Origin of the sequence: Lentzea sp. CA-135723 (genome assembly GCF_050936595.1) — a bacterium.
Classification (GTDB): domain Bacteria; phylum Actinomycetota; class Actinomycetes; order Mycobacteriales; family Pseudonocardiaceae; genus Lentzea.
On the sequence record NZ_JBNJMK010000001.1, the window covers coordinates 5,747,661 to 5,766,913 of the forward strand.

At 69.0% G+C, this 19,253-nt stretch carries 20 protein-coding genes; 12 read left to right on the forward strand and 8 right to left on the reverse strand.

Annotated features, from left to right (window positions below; translation table 11 throughout):
- Nucleotides 1-66 precede the first annotated feature (66 nt).
- On the forward strand, nt 67-1,215 hold the full coding sequence (locus ACQEU1_RS26440; RefSeq protein WP_433207017.1) for a hypothetical protein: 1,149 nt from the start codon (nt 67-69) through the stop codon (nt 1,213-1,215).
- A 54-nt stretch (nt 1,216-1,269) separates the two neighbouring features.
- On the opposite strand, the gene ACQEU1_RS26445 is transcribed toward ACQEU1_RS26440, so the two are convergent.
- Together ACQEU1_RS26445 and ACQEU1_RS26450 are read right to left on the reverse strand one after the other, a co-directional pair.
- The gene (locus tag ACQEU1_RS26445) at nt 1,270-4,425 is read right to left on the reverse strand and encodes a glycosyltransferase (protein ID WP_433207020.1); all 3,156 of its coding nucleotides are present in this window, start codon (nt 4,423-4,425) and stop codon (nt 1,270-1,272) included.
- 20 nt (nt 4,426-4,445) lie between these two features.
- Nucleotides 4,446-5,189, reverse strand: a complete 744-nt coding sequence (locus tag ACQEU1_RS26450; protein ID WP_433207023.1) for a class I SAM-dependent methyltransferase — start codon at nt 5,187-5,189, stop codon at nt 4,446-4,448.
- A 348-nt stretch (nt 5,190-5,537) separates the two neighbouring features.
- Here ACQEU1_RS26450 and ACQEU1_RS26455 point away from each other — a divergent pair, with 348 nt between their 5' ends.
- Nucleotides 5,538-5,912, forward strand: a complete 375-nt coding sequence (locus tag ACQEU1_RS26455) for a hypothetical protein (RefSeq protein WP_191302224.1) — start codon at nt 5,538-5,540, stop codon at nt 5,910-5,912.
- Nucleotides 5,913-5,921: 9 nt separating this feature from the next.
- Here the strand turns inward: ACQEU1_RS26455 and ACQEU1_RS26460 are convergent, their stop codons facing one another.
- Both ACQEU1_RS26460 and ACQEU1_RS26465 read right to left on the reverse strand, forming a co-directional pair.
- Nucleotides 5,922-6,101, reverse strand: a complete 180-nt coding sequence (locus ACQEU1_RS26460) for a DUF397 domain-containing protein (RefSeq protein WP_433207027.1) — start codon at nt 6,099-6,101, stop codon at nt 5,922-5,924.
- 17 nt (nt 6,102-6,118) lie between these two features.
- Nucleotides 6,119-6,931, reverse strand: coding sequence for a helix-turn-helix domain-containing protein (locus ACQEU1_RS26465; protein WP_433207030.1), 813 nt, complete (start codon nt 6,929-6,931; stop codon nt 6,119-6,121).
- Between the two features lie 55 nt (nt 6,932-6,986).
- Between ACQEU1_RS26465 and ACQEU1_RS26470 the strand changes: the two genes are divergently transcribed.
- The 3 genes from ACQEU1_RS26470 to ACQEU1_RS26480 all read left to right on the forward strand — a co-directional run bounded on the left by ACQEU1_RS26470 (nt 6,987) and on the right by ACQEU1_RS26480 (nt 7,985).
- Nucleotides 6,987-7,262, forward strand: coding sequence for a hypothetical protein (locus ACQEU1_RS26470; RefSeq protein WP_433207033.1), 276 nt, complete (start codon nt 6,987-6,989; stop codon nt 7,260-7,262).
- Nucleotides 7,263-7,327: 65 nt separating this feature from the next.
- The gene (locus tag ACQEU1_RS26475) at nt 7,328-7,675 is read left to right on the forward strand and encodes a hypothetical protein (protein WP_433207036.1); all 348 of its coding nucleotides are present in this window, start codon (nt 7,328-7,330) and stop codon (nt 7,673-7,675) included.
- 88 nt (nt 7,676-7,763) lie between these two features.
- Nucleotides 7,764-7,985, forward strand: coding sequence for a hypothetical protein (locus ACQEU1_RS26480; protein ID WP_433207039.1), 222 nt, complete (start codon nt 7,764-7,766; stop codon nt 7,983-7,985).
- Here ACQEU1_RS26480 and ACQEU1_RS26485 read toward each other — a convergent pair.
- Entirely contained in the window at nt 7,982-9,763 is a 1,782-nt protein-coding gene (locus tag ACQEU1_RS26485; RefSeq protein WP_433207042.1) for a gamma-glutamyltransferase family protein, read from the reverse strand. The genes ACQEU1_RS26480 and ACQEU1_RS26485 overlap by 4 nt on opposite strands.
- 373 nt (nt 9,764-10,136) lie before the next feature.
- On the opposite strand from ACQEU1_RS26485, the gene ACQEU1_RS26490 reads away from it, so the two are divergent.
- The gene (locus ACQEU1_RS26490) at nt 10,137-10,895 is read left to right on the forward strand and encodes an SDR family NAD(P)-dependent oxidoreductase (protein ID WP_433207045.1); all 759 of its coding nucleotides are present in this window, start codon (nt 10,137-10,139) and stop codon (nt 10,893-10,895) included.
- Here ACQEU1_RS26490 and ACQEU1_RS26495 read toward each other — a convergent pair.
- Complete coding sequence (locus tag ACQEU1_RS26495; RefSeq protein ID WP_433207048.1) at nt 10,892-12,538, reverse strand: TM0106 family RecB-like putative nuclease; 1,647 nt, start codon at nt 12,536-12,538, stop codon at nt 10,892-10,894. The genes ACQEU1_RS26490 and ACQEU1_RS26495 overlap by 4 nt on opposite strands.
- 83 nt (nt 12,539-12,621) lie before the next feature.
- Between ACQEU1_RS26495 and ACQEU1_RS26500 the strand changes: the two genes are divergently transcribed.
- Nucleotides 12,622-13,056: a DUF6474 family protein gene (locus ACQEU1_RS26500; protein WP_433207051.1), complete on the forward strand. Its 435-nt coding sequence runs from the start codon at nt 12,622-12,624 to the stop codon at nt 13,054-13,056.
- Here ACQEU1_RS26500 and ACQEU1_RS26505 read toward each other — a convergent pair.
- Entirely contained in the window at nt 13,034-14,683 is a 1,650-nt protein-coding gene (locus tag ACQEU1_RS26505) for a BCCT family transporter (protein WP_433207054.1), read from the reverse strand. The genes ACQEU1_RS26500 and ACQEU1_RS26505 overlap by 23 nt on opposite strands.
- Nucleotides 14,684-14,742: 59 nt before the next feature.
- Here ACQEU1_RS26505 and ACQEU1_RS26510 point away from each other — a divergent pair, with 59 nt between their 5' ends.
- The 4 genes from ACQEU1_RS26510 to ACQEU1_RS26525 are packed head-to-tail and all read left to right on the forward strand — an operon-like array spanning nt 14,743 to nt 17,583.
- Nucleotides 14,743-15,258, forward strand: a complete 516-nt coding sequence (locus ACQEU1_RS26510; protein ID WP_433207057.1) for a hypothetical protein — start codon at nt 14,743-14,745, stop codon at nt 15,256-15,258.
- Between the two features lie 50 nt (nt 15,259-15,308).
- A complete protein-coding gene (locus tag ACQEU1_RS26515) occupies nt 15,309-16,046 on the forward strand; it encodes a YcnI family copper-binding membrane protein (protein WP_433207060.1) in 738 nt (245 codons plus the stop codon).
- Nucleotides 16,043-16,567, forward strand: coding sequence for a copper resistance CopC family protein (locus tag ACQEU1_RS26520; protein ID WP_433207063.1), 525 nt, complete (start codon nt 16,043-16,045; stop codon nt 16,565-16,567). Before ACQEU1_RS26515 ends, ACQEU1_RS26520 begins: the two co-directional genes overlap by 4 nt.
- Nucleotides 16,564-17,583, forward strand: coding sequence for a copper resistance D family protein (locus ACQEU1_RS26525; RefSeq protein ID WP_433207066.1), 1,020 nt, complete (start codon nt 16,564-16,566; stop codon nt 17,581-17,583). The genes ACQEU1_RS26520 and ACQEU1_RS26525 overlap by 4 nt, the downstream gene beginning before the upstream one ends.
- On the opposite strand, the gene ACQEU1_RS26530 is transcribed toward ACQEU1_RS26525, so the two are convergent.
- Entirely contained in the window at nt 17,576-18,394 is an 819-nt protein-coding gene (locus tag ACQEU1_RS26530; protein ID WP_433207069.1) for a LysR family transcriptional regulator, read from the reverse strand. The genes ACQEU1_RS26525 and ACQEU1_RS26530 overlap by 8 nt on opposite strands.
- 87 nt (nt 18,395-18,481) lie before the next feature.
- Between ACQEU1_RS26530 and ACQEU1_RS26535 the strand changes: the two genes are divergently transcribed.
- Complete coding sequence (locus tag ACQEU1_RS26535; RefSeq protein ID WP_433207072.1) at nt 18,482-19,186, forward strand: SDR family oxidoreductase; 705 nt, start codon at nt 18,482-18,484, stop codon at nt 19,184-19,186.
- Nucleotides 19,187-19,253 lie beyond the last annotated feature (67 nt).

Consider the following 19,253-nt stretch of genomic DNA (forward strand, 5'->3'; position numbering starts at 1 on the left):
AAGTCAGTCGTGAACAGGTGCGACAATGGCGCGGTTTCAGGATGAGCGCATCGGCAGGGGGCCACTGTGAGTTGGCAGGACGAGTTGCAGAAGCTCGACGCCGAGTTGGCGAGCGGCCGCGTGTCCGCCGATGACTACCGGCAGCGCCGTGACGCCATCTTGGCGGGCAGCACCGGTGTGCAGTCCGACGGCGGCTCGCCCGCGCCTCAGACGCGGTGGCAGACGGCGCCCCCGTCGGAGAAGACCCAGTACATCCAGCCGGTGAGCGGTCCCCAGCCCGTTCAGCAGGCGCCCCAGCAGAACTCGGACAAGACCCAGGTCGTGTCCGTCAACGGCGGCGGCCACAACCCGGACGCCACCCAGGTGGTGCCGGGCAGCGGCGGGTTCCCGCAGCCGAACTACGGGCAGCCGCAGCAGTTCTCCCAGGGCGGCTGGCAGGGCGGGCAGGGCGGTCAGACCGGCGCACCGCCGCCGTGGCTGAGCGGCGACCAGGACTCCTTCGCGCCGCCGTCGTGGAACCAGGGCCCCGAGGTCTTCGACTCGGCAGGCAAGTCGTCCGGCAAGGGCAAGAAGATCGTCGGCATCGTGATCATCGTGCTGCTGGTGGCCGGTCTCGGCGTCGGCGGCTACTTCTTCTTCAACAGCAGGAAGGACGACCAGGCGCAGCCGCCCGTGGACACGGGCTCGACGTCGGCCGCCCCCACGAGCAAGCCGCTCCCCGAGCCCCCCGCGCAGAAGCCGGACGCGGGCGCCAGCGCCGACTCGGCGTTCGGTCCGCTGCCCGGCACCGAACGGCCTGGCGGCGGGCAGTTCGACCTGCCGAAGATGGCGGCGCAGAAGCTGCTCGTCGGCAAGACCACCGACGCGCTCATCGCCGGCGGGATGACCGAGGCGACGCTGAGCACCACGACCGACGGCAAGAACACCCTGAGCGTCATCGTCATGGCGGTCTCGGACCAGGCCGCGGCGAGCAAGGTGGTGGCGGGCTACCTGGAGGACCAGTCCGCGCTGAAGGAGAACAAGGACCTCGCCTACAAGGGCGTCAAGGTCGTCACCGACCCCGCCAAGAAGGTCCTGCGCGGCGTGTACGTCTACTACAACAAGGCGGTCGTCGTGGAGGTCTTCACCTCCGCCGACACGGGTACCGAGGCGGAGACCCAGTTCAAGCAGTTGCTGAAGGACCAGCTCGCGTTCGCTCCCCCGACCGTGCGGTAGTCGGCGCGACAGCAGAAAGGGCCCCGAGGCGACTCGGGGCCCTTTCGCGTTCTGCTACTTGAGCAAGCCTTCCAGCACCGTGCGGGCGACCTGCGGGCCGAACTGCTCCGCGACCTTCTCCTTGGCGGAAGCGGAAAGCCGGTACCAGAGGTCGTCGTCCCGCATCAGCCGCACGATCGCGGCGGCGATCTCCTCCTCGGTGTCACCGACGAGCACGTCCTGCTCCGGCACGAGGTACATGCCTTCCAGCGCCAGGGCCGTGCCCACCACCGGAACGCCCTCGCTGACGCTCTGCCCGATCTTGCCCTTCACCCCGGCGCCGTAGCGCAACGGCGCCACGGTGATCCGCGCCCGCGCGTACACCGGACCGAGGTCGTCGACGAACCCGACGACGTCCACACCGGCGTCCTCGTCGTGCAGGGCCTGCACGTCCTTCGTCGGGTTGGAACCGACGATGCGCAACGTCGCGTCCGGGATCTCCTTGCGCACCAACGGCATGATGGACTTGGCCAGCCACTGCGCCGCGTCCCGGTTCGGCAGGTGGTCGTACCCCCCGATGAACACCAGGTCGGTGCGACCGTCCACAGTGGCCGGTGCCCAGTCGACGGTGTGGACGTTGGACAGCACCCGCACGTCCGCGGTCGGCACCAGCTGCGCCAGCAGGGCCTGCTCCGCCTCGGACACCACGAACGTCACGTCGGTCGCCCGCGCCAGGCCGAGCTCCAGCTCCCGCACGGCGTCGGCCTTGCGGCGCAACCCGAGCGCCTCCTCGGCGTTCCCGTCGAGCTCGGTCACCGCCGCCTGCCGCTCCAGGCGGAGGAAGTGCAGATCGACGGTGTCGTAGGCGATGACGCACTGCGGAGCCCGCGTGCGCAGCTCCTCGAGCATGATCCAGGCGACGTTGGGCCGGGACAGCAACGCGAACGACAGCGCGGAGGCCGCCTCGCGCAGGAACTGCCACTGCCGCTCGTTCTGGGTCAGCACCGTGATGCCGAGCTTGCGGAGCTCGTCGGTGTCCGGCTGCGGCTCGCTGCCGTTGGCGGGGAAGAACACGACCCGGCAGCCGAGTCCGACCAGCTGCTCCAGCACCGCGCGCATGCGCACGGACCCGGAGTCCATCCTGGTGAGCGGCACCTGGTGGTCCATCACCAGCACCAGCGGACCACCGCCCTCGAAGGGGGCGCGCTGGCGGCCGAGCCACAGGTTCACCTCGCTCGGGCCGGGCAGCTGGCGGCTGAGCGCGTCGGCCCACTTCTCCGCGAACACCGTGCGGTTGAGCTCCTGGTGCCGCTTCACACCGCTGCTGACGTCCTTGCCGTGCGAGATGCCCTCGTGGTGCACCACCACGGACTTCGGCTGCACGACGACGCGGTACCCGGAGTCCCTGATCGCGAACGCCAGGTCGGTGTCCTCGTAGTAGGCGGGCGCGAACCGCGTGTCGAACCTGCCGACCCGTTCGAAGAGGTCGCGCCGGACCAGGATCGCCGCGCCCGAGCAGTAGTCGACGTCCCGCACGACGTTGACGGCCTGGTCGTTCGGATCGCCGTTGCGGCCGTAGTTCCAGCCCGTCGCGTCGGACCAGATGATGCCGCCGGCCTCCTGCAGGGTGCCGTCCGGGTAGACCAGCTTGGCGCCGACGAGGCCGATCCTGTCGTCCGAGTTCACGGTCTCGACCAGCGCCTCCAGCCAGCCGGGCGTCACCTCGGTGTCGTTGTTGAGGAAGAGCAGCAGCTCGGAGCGCGCCTTCTCCGCGCCGAGGTTGCAGGCGCCGATGAAGCCCAGGTTGCGCGGTGTGCGGACCAGCCGGACGCCGGTGCACGCCGCGAGCTTCTCCGCGCTGTCGTCCGGCGAGGCGTCGTCGACCACGATGACCTCGAACGGCACGGTGGAGTGCACGGCGTTGATGCTCAGCAGGCACTGACGCGTGTACGTCCACTTGCCGTGCACCGGGATGATGATGCTGACGAGCGGCTTGTCACTGGTGTGGACGGCGACGGGCGTCCGCGGCTCGGCAGGCGTCTCCGGCACGACGCCGGGCTGCCGCCCGAGCGCCCTCTCGTAGGTGTCGCGCAACGGGCCGCCGCGCGGTGCCACCTTCTCGACGACGCTGCGGTACTTGCCGAGTGCGCGCTGCACCAGCGCGTTCTGCTCGTCGACCTGCTTGCGCAGCCGCTGCACCTCGGCCTCTGCCCGAATCGCGCGCTGCTCGAGCACGGTGGCCGAGTCCTGCATCCACTCGACGACGGCCGCCGACCGGTCGGCGGTGCGCACCGCCTGGTGCAGCTCGGCCGAGAGCCGCTCGCGTTCGGCGTGCGACGCCCGCACCGACTCCAGCGCGGACAGCTTGTCCCGCTCCTCGGTCTGGCGGTGCTGCTCCAGGTTCTGGATCGTCGACTTGAGCTGCTCGACCTCAGCCCTGTTGTCCTCGTACAGCGCGCGCAGCTGACCGACGCTGCGTTGCACCAGGTTCAGCTCGGGGTCGAGCATGATCGCGGCCGCGGGCAGCGCCGGCAGCGAGCCCTGCGAGGCCACCGCGAACAGGTAGGTGTGCGGCAGACCGCGCTCGACCGACCACGTGTCGCCGTTCGCCCTCGCCGTGTGCGTGCTGACCGAGCCCTCGCCGGTGCTGGTCGCCGTGATGACCGAGCCGACGGCGACGTTCTGCCGGAACATCGCGACGTTGGCGAACTCCGCGTCCAGCAGGTCGCCGAACTCGCGCTCGGTGAGCTCCTTGAGGTGGAACTCGTTGCAGTTGTCGTGCTGGTGGCTGTAGACCTCGGTGTCCGGCGTGCTGATCAGCAGGAGACCGCCGGGCGCCAGCCGCGCGCGGACCAGTTCCATCAGCCCGGCGTGGTCCGTGACGTGCTCGATCGCCTCGAAGCAGGTGATCACGTCGAACGACCCGGCGTCGGCCAGCACCGAGGGGTCGGTGATGGACCCGACGACGAACCTCAGCGCGGCGCCGCCGTAGTTCAGCTGCGCGTGCTCGACCGACGGCTCGTCGATGTCGACCCCGACGACCTCCGCGGCCACCTCGGCGAGCATGGCCGAGCCGTAGCCCTCACCACTGGCGAGGTCGAGGACCCGCTTGCCCGCGACGAGATCCCTCGCGAGCGCGTAGCGGTGGTAGTGCTCGTAGACGACCTGCGTGTCCTCGGTCCACGGGACGCAGCGTTCCCCGGTCCACTCGATCCGGCGGTCCAACTCCATGAATCCGTCTCCAGCGCTGTTCATCGGCGGGTGCTGCGCAGCAGGGCGAACGCGCGTTCGTCGCGGTCGGCGTGCGCGGGGTCGGAACCTTCCGTGACACCCACGCTGACGTAGTCCTCGACCGCCCACCCGGTCCGGTCGAAGATCCGGCGGAGCCCGGCCTCGGAGAAGATCCAGAAGTTGGTGGAGTCGTTGTTGGCCTCGGTCGGGTGCAGCAGGTAGGCCACCGGCAGGTGCGCGAAGTCGGTCCCGTGGTCAGGGGAGAGCTGCGCGATCCTCGTCGAGACCACCAGCCGGTCGACCCGCTTGGCCAGTTCCTCGAGCACGTAGTACGGGTTCTTCAGGTGGTAGAGGATGCCCAGGAAGAAGACCAGGTCGTAGTGGTCGCGCGGCAGCCGGAACTGGGTGTCGAGGTCGATCTCGTGGATCTGCACCTCGGACGCGAGCTCCTCGCGCATCCGCCGCGCACCGCGCACCGCGTTGAAGTTGGTCGGAGGGTTGTCGATCAGGTCGACAGCGCACCCGAGCCGCTGCTCCAGGAAGAAGGCGAAGTCGCCGTCGGCCGCCCCGATGTCCGCGACCGTGCCACCCGCGACCTGCGTGAAGAGGTCTCTGCGAGCGCCGGTCAGCAGCGCGTCGAGGTGGTAGATGTTCGCCATCGTGTCGTACGGGTACCAGGCGAAGTCGACCTGGAGCTGTTCCTTGCGCGTGAGCAGCTCCTGCCTGAAGTCCAGAGCCTGCTTCTTGACGACCTCGAAGTCCACGCCTGGGATTCTGCCCGACCGCCCGCTGTCGGCGTGGCGGGTACGTACAACCTCCCCGCGGTGCTACACGTCTACCTGTGTAGGTCACCCATCCCGGAGGCGACACATGTTGATCACCGTGACATTAGTCACATTGGGCGGTTTGGCGTTCTTGGTGCGAACCGTAGCGGTCCTCCTGGCCGTTTCCTCTTCCAAGAAGGCCAACGATTACCCTGCGCCACAAACGTCCACCAATTGAGATACTCGTTCGGAGTACGTCTTACGGCGGAACGTTGACTTACCGTACGATCCTTTCGGGTCGTATGACTGATCGTCACCCGAAGGGGACCTCACAGGGGTAGGTGCGCCATGGACCACGCACTGAACAAGGTCATCGAGCTGCGCGAGAGTGGCTTCCAGTTCCTCCACCTGAGGGACGACGCCGGGCAGCTCGACCGGATCATGGCGTTCAAGCAGCGCAGAGGCTTCATCGACTCGATCCTGTTCTGGTCGGAGACCGAGGCGCGCGCGGGACGACTTCCCGCGGTACGCGACTCCGCTCGTCCGGCTCAGGCCGTGTGGATCTACGAGGGCCCGTTGGTCGAGGCCGTGGACAGGCTGCTGGACCTGCCTGAACCCGGCGCGCGCAACGCTCCCACGCTGATGAAGGCGACGGCATCGGATCTCGCCGTCGTGACGACGCTGCCGTTCAAGCTGAAGTTGCCGCCGGGGGCCATCGCCTAGCCCGGCCCGTCAGTCCTTTTCGAACTCGCCGCGCTTCACGGCGCTGATGAACGACGCCCAGTGGGGCGCGGCGACTTCCGAACTCACCCGGCTCTTGGAGTCGCGCACGCGCGCGACCTGGCCGTTCAGCGCGACTTCGACACAGTCGGCGTTCTCCTGATTGCTGCTGCGGCTGCTCTTGCGCCACACAACAGACACTTCGATCCCTACCTCTCGGCAGCCAACCTCTCGATCCACGCGGCGGACTCATCGGGGTTCAACGCCAGCGTCGAGAGGTGCTTGAAGGTAAGGGTACTGGCCTTCACACGTTCGGGATCTTCGATTTGCAACGATCCAGCGGCGTGCCCGACGTAGAGCACCTTGGGGTCTCCTGCGTACGGAAACTCCAGCAGGGTGAATGGACCGTTGTGCCCGTCGTGCAGCCCGGCCATGTCCAATACGACCTGAACGGTGACGTTGGGTAGCAGTCCGACCTGGTTGATGTGCAACAACTGCTGGCGATCCGCGTGCTTGAGCGCGGACTCGGCGATGATCGCGTGGTATCGAACCGGGTTGTCCCCGGTGAGTCGATCCTGTCGCCGCGTTCGAACCGCGATCTGACCGTCCACCCACACCTTCGATCGTTGTGATCGTGAGCTGGCGAAGACCGCGCGCATGTATCCGCGGGACTGCACCATGCCTGGGATGTATCCCGATTGGAAGGTCTTGATGACGGAGGCGTCCTGCTCCAGGTCGATGAAGTCGAGGTCCTCCGGGCGATGGGGCTTCCACCACCCCTTCTCGGTCGCACGGCGCCACATCTCCAGAAATGGCTCTTCCTCGGCTCCGATCACGCCGTAGATGTCGAGCATGGCCCGCAAGGCGTGGATGTCCGGCACCTGGCCGTTCTCGATGCGGCTGAGCTTCGGGACGTTGTAGTCGATCCGCTCTGCCGCTTCCCGCTGGCTCAGGCCCGAGCGCTCGCGCAGCAGTTTCAACGCCTCACCGAGGCGCCTTTGCCGGAACGTGGGTTCAGCCACGGCCCGAACGTTACGGGCAAGATCCGGAATTTGAGATTCTCACTCGCTGGGTGCGGTGAGGAACGTACTGGTCATGGACCACCTCCACCGCATCGAGTACCACCGCCGGCTGCCTGACGGCGCGCTGGTGCACGAGCACACCGAAGAGGTCGTCGACCACGGTTGGTACATAAAGAAAGGCGACGCGTGGAGGCGGCAGTACACGCGGGAGTGCGCGCACGACTTCATGTCGCGGGCCGGAACGAAACCGGGCCTGTACGCGATATCGGTGTGGCGGGGCGAGGAGCGGGTTTGCACGGCCGCATTGCGCTGGCTGCCCCTGAAAGGATGAAGAACTTCCCTCTCCTGAGTTACGCAGCTTGATGTAGGGGGCCCGGACACGAAACGTTCGCGCCCATGAACCTCAGGAAGACCGTCGCGGGGGCCGCTGTCGCCCTCGGCAGCACCGCGCTCATGCTCGGCCTGGGTGGTACCGCGCACGCCGCCGACCACGCGGACGTCACCGCCAACACGCAGCCCGACCTCGGTGGTCAGCTGGGCGACGTCGCCCAGGTCGGCAACCTCGCGTCCGTCGACACCGCCGACGCCGCCGGCAAGATCCAGGCGATCAACGCCGAGGACGCCAACCTCGACGCGATCGTCGAGAACGTCGACGCCGGTGCGACCGGTCTGCCGGCCGCGACGCTGCTCGGCCTCAACGAGCCGCAGGGCAACCCGCACGGCTTCGCGCACCTCGACATCTGATCCGACCAGAACTTTCCTGGCCGGGGCGGCGCCCGATTCCCTCCCCCTCGAATCGGGCGCCGTTCCACTTTTCTAGGAGCGGAACGCCTTGGGCATCAAGAAGATCGTCGCTTCCGCCGGTATCGCCGCAGGTGCGCTCGCCGCGCTGGCCGGTACCGCGCACGCCGCACCGCAGCTGCCCGACGTCGACCCGGTCGGCAAGATCAGCGAGCTCGGCGACAGCGCCGGTGTGTCCACGCTGCACAACTTCGGTGGCGCCAACGTGGAGATGATCCACGACGGTTCCAAGGTCGTCGACAGCCGTCCCTAACGGCCTGCCGCGTACCCCTGCGCGCCGCGTGGATTCGCACCGGCGCGCAGCAGTCCGTCCGCGGCATCCCTTGCCACGGCGGACATCCGGCCGAGCGTCCACTCGCCCGCGTCCACGACCTGGTGGCCCCGCTCGCGCAGCGCTGCCAGGACGTCCGCGCCGGCGCGGGACTCGATGACGAGTTCTCCCGGCGTCCAGGCCCTCGGGTAGAACGAGCTCGGGAACGCGTTCGAGTGCCACATCGGCGAGTCGATCGCCTCCTGCAGGTTCAGCCCCGCCTGGTGCGCGAGCCAGAAGCCGAGCTGCCACTGGTCCTGCTGGTCGCCACCGGGCGTGCCGAACGCCAGGGCCGGCCGGCCGTCGCGCAGGGCCATCGACGGCGACAGCGTGATCCGCGGGCGCTTGCCAGGGGCGAGCGAGTTCGGCAGATCCCTGTCCAGCCAGAACATCTGGGCACGGCTGCCCAGGCAGAAGCCGAGCGACGGGATCGTCGGCGAGGACTGCAACCAGCCGCCGGACGGCGTCGCCGAGACCATGTTGCCCCAGCGGTCCACGACGTCCACGTGCACCGTGTCGCCCCGCGTCACGCCGGAGCGTTCCACCGTCGGCTCCCCGATCGCACCGGTCGGGTCGGAGACCAGCTGGGACGGTCCGCTGGTGATGTGCTTGGGCAGCAACGGGTTCCGGCCGTCGGGTGAGCCGGGCCGGAGTTCGAACGACGCGGTGTCGCCGATCAACGCGCGGCGCTCGGAGGCGTACGAACGCGACAGCAAGGTCTCCAGCGGCACGTCCGGGGCGTCGCCGTACCAGGCCTCCCGGTCCGCGAACGCGAGCTTCGCCGCCTCGACGGCGAGGTGCAGGGTCTCCGCGGTCGGCCTGCCGTCCACGTAGGACAGGTCGTAGCCCTCCAGCAGCCGGAGCTGTTGCGCCAGCACGGGTCCCTGCGTCCACGCGCCGGCCTTCACGAGCGACCACTCGCCGAAGTCCGCCACGACGGCGTCCTCGTAGGAGGCCTCCCACGACGCCATGTCGGCACCGGTCAGCACGCCCGCGTGGTCGCGGCCGGAGTCGTCGCGGAACTCCGAACGGCAGAACTCGTCGATCTGCGCGGCCACGAACCCCTGCGACCAGGCCCTGCGCGCGGCCTCGATCTGCGCCTCGCGGTCGGAGCCCGCGGCCTCGGCGGCGGCGAGCAGCCACTCCCAGGTGTCGGCGAGCTTCGGGTTGCGGAACCGGCCGCCGGGCGCGGGCAGGACGCCGTCGGGCATCCACTGCGCGGCCGAGGTGGGCCAGTGGTCGCGGAAGAGGTCCGAGACCATCGAGATCGTGTGCACCGCGCGTTCGACGAGAGGAAAGCCCTCGCGCGCGTAGCCGATTGCCCGATCGAGCACGTCGCGCAACGACTTGGTGCCGTGGTCACGCAGAAGAGTGAGCCAGCCGTCCCACGCGCCGGGCACCGTCGCGGACAGCAGGCCGCTGCCGGGGACGAGGTCCAGGCCGAGGCCGGTGTAGTGCTCGATGGACGCTCCTGCCGGCGCGACTCCCTGCCCGCAGAGCACGCGCGGGGCCTCCCCTGCCGCCGAGAAGATGATCGGCACCTCGCCGCCTGGGCCGTTGAGGTGCGGCTCCACCACCTGCAACACGAATCCGGCGGTGACCGCGGCGTCGAAGGCGTTGCCGCCGTCCTCCAGAACGGCCATGGCGGAGGCCGAGGCCAGCCAGTGGGTCGAAGCGACCATGCCGAAGGTGCCGACGAGTTCGGGGCGCGTGGTGAACACGTGTTAAAGGTATGCGACGCTAACTATCTTGCGTGACTCCGAGTGACGCACACCCCACCCCCGAATGGAGCAGTCGCCTGATCGGCGGGTCAAGAATCCCGAATGGCGGCAGACCCTGACCTCGTACGACTTTGGTCGTAGCCGACGGTCACAGATCTCCTACCAGAGGTCTACCGGCGCGGCCGATGTTTCGAACAAGATCGAACTGCACACTTCCAGGTATGGGAATTCTGACCATCGCGACGATCTTCATCGGCCTCGCGTTCCTGGCAGCGGTGCCGTTGGTGGCGCTGCTCCACTGGTCCGACCGCTGATGTCGAGGTAACGACCGTTAACCTCCTCGCGAGCACTTCGCTTCGAGGAGGATGAAGGCATGGAGATCTCGGGTACCGCGGCCATCGTCACCGGTGGCGCGTCCGGTCTCGGCGGCGCCACCGCACGTGCGCTGGCCGCGCGTGGAGCGCAGGTGTTCGCGCTCGACCTGCCGAGCGCCGTCGAGCAGGCAGAGGCGATCGAGAACGTCACCTACCTGGCCGCCGACGTGACCTCGGGCGAAGAGGTCCAGGCCGCCGTCGACACCGCGGCGGGCTCGGGGTCCCCGCTGCGCATCACGGTCAACTGCGCGGGCATCGGCCCGTCGTCGCGCACCGTCGGCAAGTCCGGCCCGCACGACCTCGACCTCTACCGCAAGATCATCGAGGTCAACCTCATCGGCACGTTCAACGTCCTGCGCCTGGCCGCCGCGGCCATGGGCAAGACCGAGGAGCTCGAGCACGGCGCGCGCGGCGTCATCATCAACACCGCGTCGATCGCCGCGTTCGACGGCCAGATCGGCCAGGTCGCCTACGCCTCCTCCAAGGGCGGCGTCGTCGGCATGACCCTCCCGGCCGCACGCGACCTCAGCAACGTCGGCATCCGCGTGCTGACCATCGCACCCGGCATCGTCGACACCCCGATGCTCGCCACGGTCTCCGACGAGTTCCGCGCGGGCCTCGCCGCCGGCGTGCCGTTCCCGAAGCGCCTGGCACAGCCGTCCGAGTACGCGCAGCTCGCGCTGTCGATCATCGAGCACGACTACCTGAACGCGGAGGTCATCCGCATGGACGGCGCCCTCCGCATGGCTCCCCGCTAGAGATCTCCCGCGTACGGCAGGCGTTGCATGGCGTCCGAGGTCATCCACTCGCGCAGGCGGTGGGTGGCCAGGACGTCGTCCTCGTTGTACTCCAGCAGCCGCTGCCGCTGAGCCAGGTCGAGCTCGTCACCCTCGTTCAGCCCGACCGCGGCCCGGTACCAGCGCATCGAGTTCTCGCCACCGGCCTCGGGGTCGCGCCACGAGAACCCGGCGACCGGCGCGATGACCTTGAGGCCCTTGCCGTGCGCGCAGAGGAACTGCTCGCGGACGATGCCGAAGAGGTCGACCCAGGAGTCCGACTCGATGAACTCCTTGATCTGCGCGACGGTCGGGATGCCGGGCTTGCCCGCGAACCGCTCCGCCGACGCCAGCAGCCAGCGGTTCTCGGCCAGCTCGTTGTAGCAGTAGGCGCGGAACGAGAGCCCGCGTGCCTTGGCGCGCAGGCGAATGCCGGTCAGCCAGGTCCAGAACTCGGCGAACGAGCGGGCCTCGTCGTCGCACGGCAGCGCGTCCCACGTGACGAACGCGCGGTAGCCCTGCGGCTCGTCGATGTCCTTGCCGGACAACAGGCAGCCCCACATGTACGCGCCGAGGTCGCCGAAGCTCTCCATGTCGACGTCGACCTCGACGTCCGCGCGCGGCACGTTCATCTCGGGCACGCGGCGCACCAGCGTGAGGTCGCGCAGCCACGCCCGCGCCAGCACCACGGCGTCGCCGAACGGCATGCCGACGAGCTGGATCGGGACCTCCGCCGCGGGGTCGAGCTCGGCCAGCTTGTCCACAGTGGACAGACCGATCTTCCGCAACGCCGCCGCGTCCTCGCCGCGCACGACGAGGCTGACGTCCCTGCCCTGCTTGAGGTCCGTGTCGCAGGTGGGCCACCACGGGCACGTCTTGCAGTCGACGATCCGCGACGGCCGCGCCAGCGGTTCGTTCTGGTTCGCCGCCGCCAGCGCCACGGACAGCCGGTCGCTGAACCGCGCGTCGTACTCGGCCAGCGCGTTGCGGCCGCCCGGCCAGGTCGGCGCCTCCAGGTCGTGCCACAGCACCACGTCGGCGTCCATGCCGATCACGCCGCCGGTGGCCCTGCCGTTGCGCGCGTACCCGGCGGCCTGCAGCTGCCGTTGCGCGTGGGCGAGCCTGAGCTGGTCGCGGGGCTGCGGCCGGACCTTGCGGTGCGGGTCCGTGCGGCTGCCGTCGGGCAACGGGATGCTCAGCGGCGAGGTCTTCGCGCCCTGACCAGGGTCGGTGATCTTGTGCCGCACCACCAGCACCGGCACGTAGCCCGTGGAGTCCTTGACCAGCAGGTCGATCGACCCCCGCCGGCCACCGCGCGGATCACGGGGCAGCGCGGCACCCCAGATGTACGGCGTGCCCATCTCCATCGCCGCGAGCGTCACCCGTTCGCGGTCGGCACTGCGCACGTCGGGTCCGCTCGGCACCTCGAAGAGATTCGAGCCGACGATTCTGCCGAGCGCGTCCGCCACCGCACGACGGTGGTTCGTCGCGTCCGCTTTCCGTTGCTCCGAAGCCGGATCCGGCGCCGCCTTGGGAGCGTCGCGCATCTCCGGATCGTTTTCGAGGTGCACCCGCCGCCGACAACGAGTGACCACGCCGGCGTCTAGCTGCACCTGGGAAGTCACAGGATGCAGGGTATGTCGCGCGCCTACCTGATGTGTCAGCAACCTGGGCAGTAAGTTTCACGTGACGGAGGAGGAGTACCCGAATGGCGCGCAAAGCGAAGTCCGGCTTCACGCCCGGCCGAGCGAAGAACCTGGTCGGCATCGCGAAGGTGGTGGGACCCGCCCTCATTCCGGTGCTGGCCCCGGTGATCGCGCGCGGAGCTGGGGTTTTGAGCGAGCAGTACGACCGCTATCGCGCCCGCAGGCTCGGCATCGACGTCGCCGACATCGGCAGGTACTCGGGCTACGGCGCCCGCCTGCACGCGCGAATTGTCGGCTTTTCGGAGTCGTTGGAGACATTGCGGGCCGCAGATTCCGATTGGGTTTCGAAGACGGAGACGCGACTCGCTCAGCTGCTCGCGGCCGTTCGCGCTTCCGAACGCATGCCGACGGCCCGGCGCAAAGCAGCGCACCGGGCCGTCGGGACTGATCTGGACGTGCTGGAGCAGGAACTGCTCAGGCGTTTGAACGTTCGCTGACGTTCGGCACCTTGCCGGTCACCTCCGCGACCGCCTTCACCGCCGCCTCCTCGACCACCTGACCGGGGTCGAGGTGCGCGGTGACCTCCTCCATCACCTCGGCGACGCGTTCCTCGCGCCGGATCATCGGGTCGGAGCGCAGGTCCTTCGCGAGCGAGACGCAGAGACCGACCATCACGACCATGAACGGCAACGCGACGATGATGGTGAGGTTCTGCAGGCCTGTCAGCGCGTTCGACCCGCCGACCAGCAACATCACCGCGGCGACGGCGCCGGTCAGCACACCCCAGAAGATCACCACCGGCTTCTTCGGCTCGATGGTCCCCTCCTGCGAGAGCGTTCCCATCACGATCGACGCCGCGTCCGCGCCGGACACGAAGAAGATCGCCACCAGGATCATGACGATCACCCCGGCGACGGCCGCGAGCGGGAACTGGTCGAGCAGCGTGAAGAGCTGCGACTCCGGCGTCGACTGGCCGGCGATGTCCACGCCGGACCGCTGTTCGAAGATCGCCGTGCCACCAAGGATCGCGAACCACACCAGCGACACCGCGGACGGCACCAGGATCACGCCGGCCACGAACTGCTTGATCGTGCGGCCGCGCGAGATGCGGGCGATGAACATGCCGACGAACGGCGTCCACGAGATCCACCACGCCCAGTAGAAGATGGTCCAGCCGGACAGCCACGTCTCGGTCGCGTCGCCACCGGACGCGGCGGTGCGGCCCGCCATCGTCGCGAGCTCGCGGAAGTAGTCACCGATCGCCGTGGGCACCAGGTTCAGGATGAAGACCGTGGGGCCGACCACGAACAGGAACAGCGCCAGCACGACGGCCAGCACCATGTTGGTGTTGGACAGCCACTGGATGCCCTTGGCGACACCCGAGACGGCGGACGCCACGAACGCGACGGTCAGGATCGCGATGATCGCGACCAGCGCGCCCTTGCCGACCTCACCGCCCCAACCGGCCGCCTCCAGCCCGCTCCCGATCTGCAGGGCGCCGAGACCGAGGGAGGCGGCCGAGCCGAAGAGGGTCGCGAAGATCGCCATGACGTCGATGGCGCGACCCCAGCCGGAAGCCGCACGCTTGCCGAGCAGCGGCGCGAACGCCGAGCTGATCAGCGACGAACGGCCGCGGCGGAAGCTCGAGTACGCGATCGCGATGCCGACGATGGCGTAGATCGCCCACGGGTGGAGCGTCCAGTGGAACAGCGTGGTGGCCATCGCGGTTTCCAGCGGATCGCCATCGGTGCCGGGCGGCGGCTTCACGAAGTGGGTCAGCGGCTCGTTGACGCCGTAGAACATGAGGCCGATGCCCATGCCGGCGCTGAACATCATCGCGACCCAGGACACGGTCTTGAACTCGGGTTTCTCGTCGTCCTGACCGAGCGGGATCTTGCCGTAGCGGCTGAACGCGAGCCACAGCGCGAACACCACGAAGCCAGTGGCGGAGAGCACAAAAGCCCAGCCCAGGTGCTGGATGATCCAGCCGAGCGCGGCCTTCGAAGCCGACGCCAAAGAGTCTGTACCGACGATCCCCCAGGTCACGAACGCAAGCGTGAGACCTGCGGCAACGCCGAAAACAACCCGGTCGGTACGTCCCGGCTTGTCGCATTGAACGGTCATGCGGCGGCGGTTACCCGCTGATAGACCTGGCCAAACTCCTCCGATTACCCTCAAGTCTCGTGAGCACCCGGACGAGTGAGTTGCGCACCGCACGCGGTGCCGCGCTTGCGCTGACGTCTGCCGCGCTCACGATCACCGCTCACGGCCTGGGCGGCGGCGAGCTGTCCGAGTTCATCCACGCGCTTCCGCTGGTGGTGCTGATCGCGTTCGCCGCGTCGTCGCTCGCCGACAAGCGCTCGGGGAAGCTCTCGGTCATCGCCGGCCTCGGCACGGCCCAGCTCGCCCAGCACCTGCTGCTGACCTGGGTCAACCACGAGCACACGAACACGCTGACCGGCCAGATGTTCGTGGCGCACCTCGTCGCCGCGACGCTGACCGGCATCCTCCTGTTCCACGCGGAGAACGCCCTGTTCAGGCTGTTCGCCGCGGTCCGCCGCCTGATCCCCCGCAGGCTCACGCCGCTGCCGGTCACCACGCCGGCACGGACGTTCACCGGCACGCCGCACGTCCGGAGCGCGCACCAACTGGACCTCGTGCGGGCAAATCGGCGGCGCGGCCCACCCATCGGCTCCTGATCATCCGTATCCCCTTGCAAGCCCCCTTTGGCATCAGGAGCCACAACTTCATGTCGACCAATCGATTTGGCGTGCGCACGCTCGCCGTTCTCGCCGTTGCCGGACTCGCCGTGCTCGGCACCCCGACCATCGCCTCCGCCCACGTCAGCGCCCAGCCCGCCGAGTTCACCCAGGGCGGCCGCGCCACGTTCGCGTTCCGCGTCCCGAACGAGCGGGACAACGCCGGCACCACCAAGATCGAGGTGACGCTGCCGCAGGACACGCCGCTCACCTCGGTCCGCACCAAGCCGCTGACCGGCTGGAAGGCTGAGGCCGTCAAGGGCAAGCTCGACAAGCCCGTGACGATCGCCGGCAAGGAGGTCACCGAGGCGTTCACGTCCATCACCTGGACTGCGGACGCCGGTGTGAAGATCGGCGTCAACCAGTACGAGGACTTCCAGGTCGCCCTCGGCACGCTGCCGGAGAAGGACACGCTGCTCCTGCCGGTCAAGCAGACCTACGAGAACGGCGAGGTCGTCGACTGGGCGCAGCCCGCCGGCGCTGACGGCAAGGAGCCGGAGCACCCGGCGCCCGCGCTGAAGCTCGCCCCGAAGAAGGCGGGCGACGACGGCCACGGCAGCAGCCACGGCTCGGCGACCAACGCCACGGCCGAGGGTGACACGCACGAGGCGTCCGCGGCGGGCGCCGACAACACCGCCCGCTACCTCGGCGGTGCCGGTCTCGCCATCGGCGCGCTCGGCCTGGGCTTCGGCGTCGGCGCCATCCTGCGTTCGCGGCGCAAGGCATGAAGCGCGCGCTGATCGCGTTCCTGTTCGCCGGTGCGGCCGTGCTCGCCACGGCCGCCCCCGCGGCGGCGCACAACGCACTCATCGGCAGCGACCCCAAGGACAAGACCTCGCTGGAGGTCGGTCCGACGACCGTCACGCTGACGTTCGACCAGGACGTCCAGGGTGGTCAGGGCATCAACGAGATCACGGTGACCGACGCGAGCGGCGGCCACTACGAGGTCGACGGCGACCCGACGATCAAGGACACCGCGGTCACGCAGAAGGTCAACGCCCTCGGCAAGGCCGGCGAGTACAAGATCGGCTACCGGATCCTGTCCGCGGACGGGCACCCGGTGAACGGCGAGCTGACGTTCACGCTGACCAAGGACGGCACCGGCACGGCGACCGCCGCGGTGAGCTCGGAGGCACCGAAGGACTCCGACAGCGGCCTGCCCATCTGGGTGTGGATCGTCGGCGCCGTCGTGCTGCTGGGCGGTGGCGTGTTCTTCGCCCTGCGCGGTGGCGGGGGCGCGAAGGCATGAGCGACGTCCGGACCGCCGCCCCCACCCACTACCGCGTGCTCGCCGGCCTGCTGTTCGGCGCACTCGGAGGCATCGCGCTCGGCCTCGTGCTGGCACCACCCGTGGTGGTCGCCGGGGTCACCGATGCGGGGGCGGCGGTCCGGTACGGGCTCCCCGTCACGCGCGTTCTGCTCGACGTCTCGGCGACGATCGTCGTCGGGCTCTCGATCCTGCCGAAGCTGCTCGGCTTCGACCGGCCCACGCACACCGAACCCGTCATGCGGCTGGCCAGGCCCGCCGCCGTCATCGCCGCCGCGGTCTGGGTGGCCACGGCGCTGACGGCGATCGTGCTCCAGGCCGCCGAGCTGCGGCCGGGCAGCAACGTCAGCATCGGCAACGCGATCGACTACATCGCGAACGTGGGCGCAGGCAAGGGCCTGCTGTTCAGCGCGGCCTGCGCGTTCGTCTACCTGATCATCGGCGTGATGGCGGTGCGCAGCGGCGAGTCCGTGCCCGCTGAGCTGCGGATTCTCGTCTCGATGTTCGGACTGCTGCCGATCCCGGTGACCGGGCACGCCTCCAACTGGAAGTACCACGACTACTCGATGGTCTCCATGGAGCTGCACGTGCTGGGCGCGGCCGCGTGGACCGGCGGGCTCGGCGCGTTGATGGCGCTCGTGGCCTACCGCAAGGGACTGCTGGCGATCGCGCTGCCGCGGTTCTCGAAGATCGCGACCGTCAGCCTGGTCGTCGTCGCGGTGACGGGCCTGTTCAACGGGTTGCTGGAGCTGGCCCTCAACCCCGTGGTGCCGTTCCCGCAGTCGCTCTTCACCACCGGCTACGGCCTGTTGTTCATGGGCAAGTTCGTGTGCGCGGGGCTGATCGCGTTGCTCGGCGCGCACATCCGGTGGCGGCTGCTGCCGAAGATCTCCCAGCACAAGGTCACCGCGATCGTCCAGTGGGCGGTCCTCGAAGTGACGATCATGGGCATCGCGTTCGGGCTCGCCGTCGTGCTGAGCCGCGCACCCGTCAGCTGAAGCCCGTCGCCACCCTGACCAGCGCCGCAACCGCTTGCGACCTGGTGTGCGGCGGCCACGCGATCACCGTGGTGACCTTCGGCGCGTCCACCACCGGCACCGCGACGAGGCCTTCCGGCAGGCCGACCCGGACGACCTCCGGCATGACCGCGGCGGCACGGCCGAGCGCGATCATCTGGAACAGCTGCGTCAGGTTGTGCACCTCCACGCCGGGTCCCGGCAGGTAGCTGCCGTCGGGCTCCGGCCAGCGGGCGAGGTCGGGCAGGTCGGCCATCCGCACCTGCGCCTCCCGTGCCAGCGGGTGCGAGGCCGGCAGGATCGCGTACTGGTTCTCGGCGTGCAGCGGTTCGACCTCGAGGCCGGCCGTCGAGTCGAACGGCTCGTGCAGGATCGCCACGTCCGCCCGTCCGTCGAGCAGCGGTTGCCAGGTGTGCGCCTCGCACAGCAGCAGGTCGACGGCGACCGCACCGGGTTCGGCGGCGTAGGCGTCGAGCAGCTTCGCCAGCAGTTCCCCGGAACCACCTGCCTTCGCGGCCAGCACCAGTGACGGCCGCTCGACCGTCCTGGTCCGTCGCTCGGCAGCGACCACCGCCCCGAGGATCGTCCTGGCCTCGGTCAACAGCACCGCGCCCGCGTCGGTGAGCGAGACCTTGCGGCTGGTGCGGGTCAGCAACGCGACGCCGAGCCGGTGTTCGAGCTGGGCGATGGTCCGCGACAACGGCGGCTGCGCGATGCCGAGACGGTCGGCGGCACGGCCGAAGTGCAGTTCCTCGGCGACCGCGACGAAGTAGCGAAGCTCCCGCGTCTCCACCCCGCCACGGTATCCATACCGCGCGGGTATCGCTGCCACACCGAAGTGATGTTGGTCCCGGAGGCGTTCACGACCACGATCAAATGCATGAGCGAACAGACGATTGCGCTGGTCACGGGCGCGAACAAGGGCATCGGGTACGAGATCGCGGCGGGGCTCGGCATGACCGTCGGGATCGGCGCGAGGGACGCCCGGCGTGGCGAGGAGGCGACGGCGAAGCTCCAGGCGGCGGGCGTGGACGCGTTCTTGGTGCCGCTGGACGTGACCGACGACGAGAGCGTGGCCGCGGCGGCGAAGCTGGTCGAGGAGCGGTACGGCCGCCTGGACGTGCTGGTGAACAACGCCGCGGTCGCCGGAGGGTGGCCGGACTCGCCGTCGACGGCCACGCCGGAGGGCATCAGGGCGGTGGTGGAGACCAACGTGATCGGCGTCGTCCGGGTCACGAACGCGATGCTGCCGTTGCTGAACCGGTCGGCGAGGCCGCGGATCGTGAACCTGTCGAGCCACGTCGCGTCACTGACCTTGCAGAGCACGCAGGACCTGGGCGGGGTCAGCGGGACCTACTCGCCGTCGAAGACGTTCCTGAACGCCATCACCGTCCAGTACGCCAAGGAACTGGAGAACATCAAGGTCAACGGCGCGTGCCCCGGTTACGTGGCGACCGACCTCAACGGATTCCAGGGCAGGGACACCCCTGCTGAGGGAGCCAGGATCGCGATCAGGCTGGCGAAGTTGCCCGACGACGGCCCGACCGGCGGTTTGTTCGACCACGCCGGGCCCGTGCCGTGGTGACGAGGATGTTCAACGTGAAACATCCACGGAATCCAGCGGACTCGGCGAGTGGTCCGATCGGCGCGAC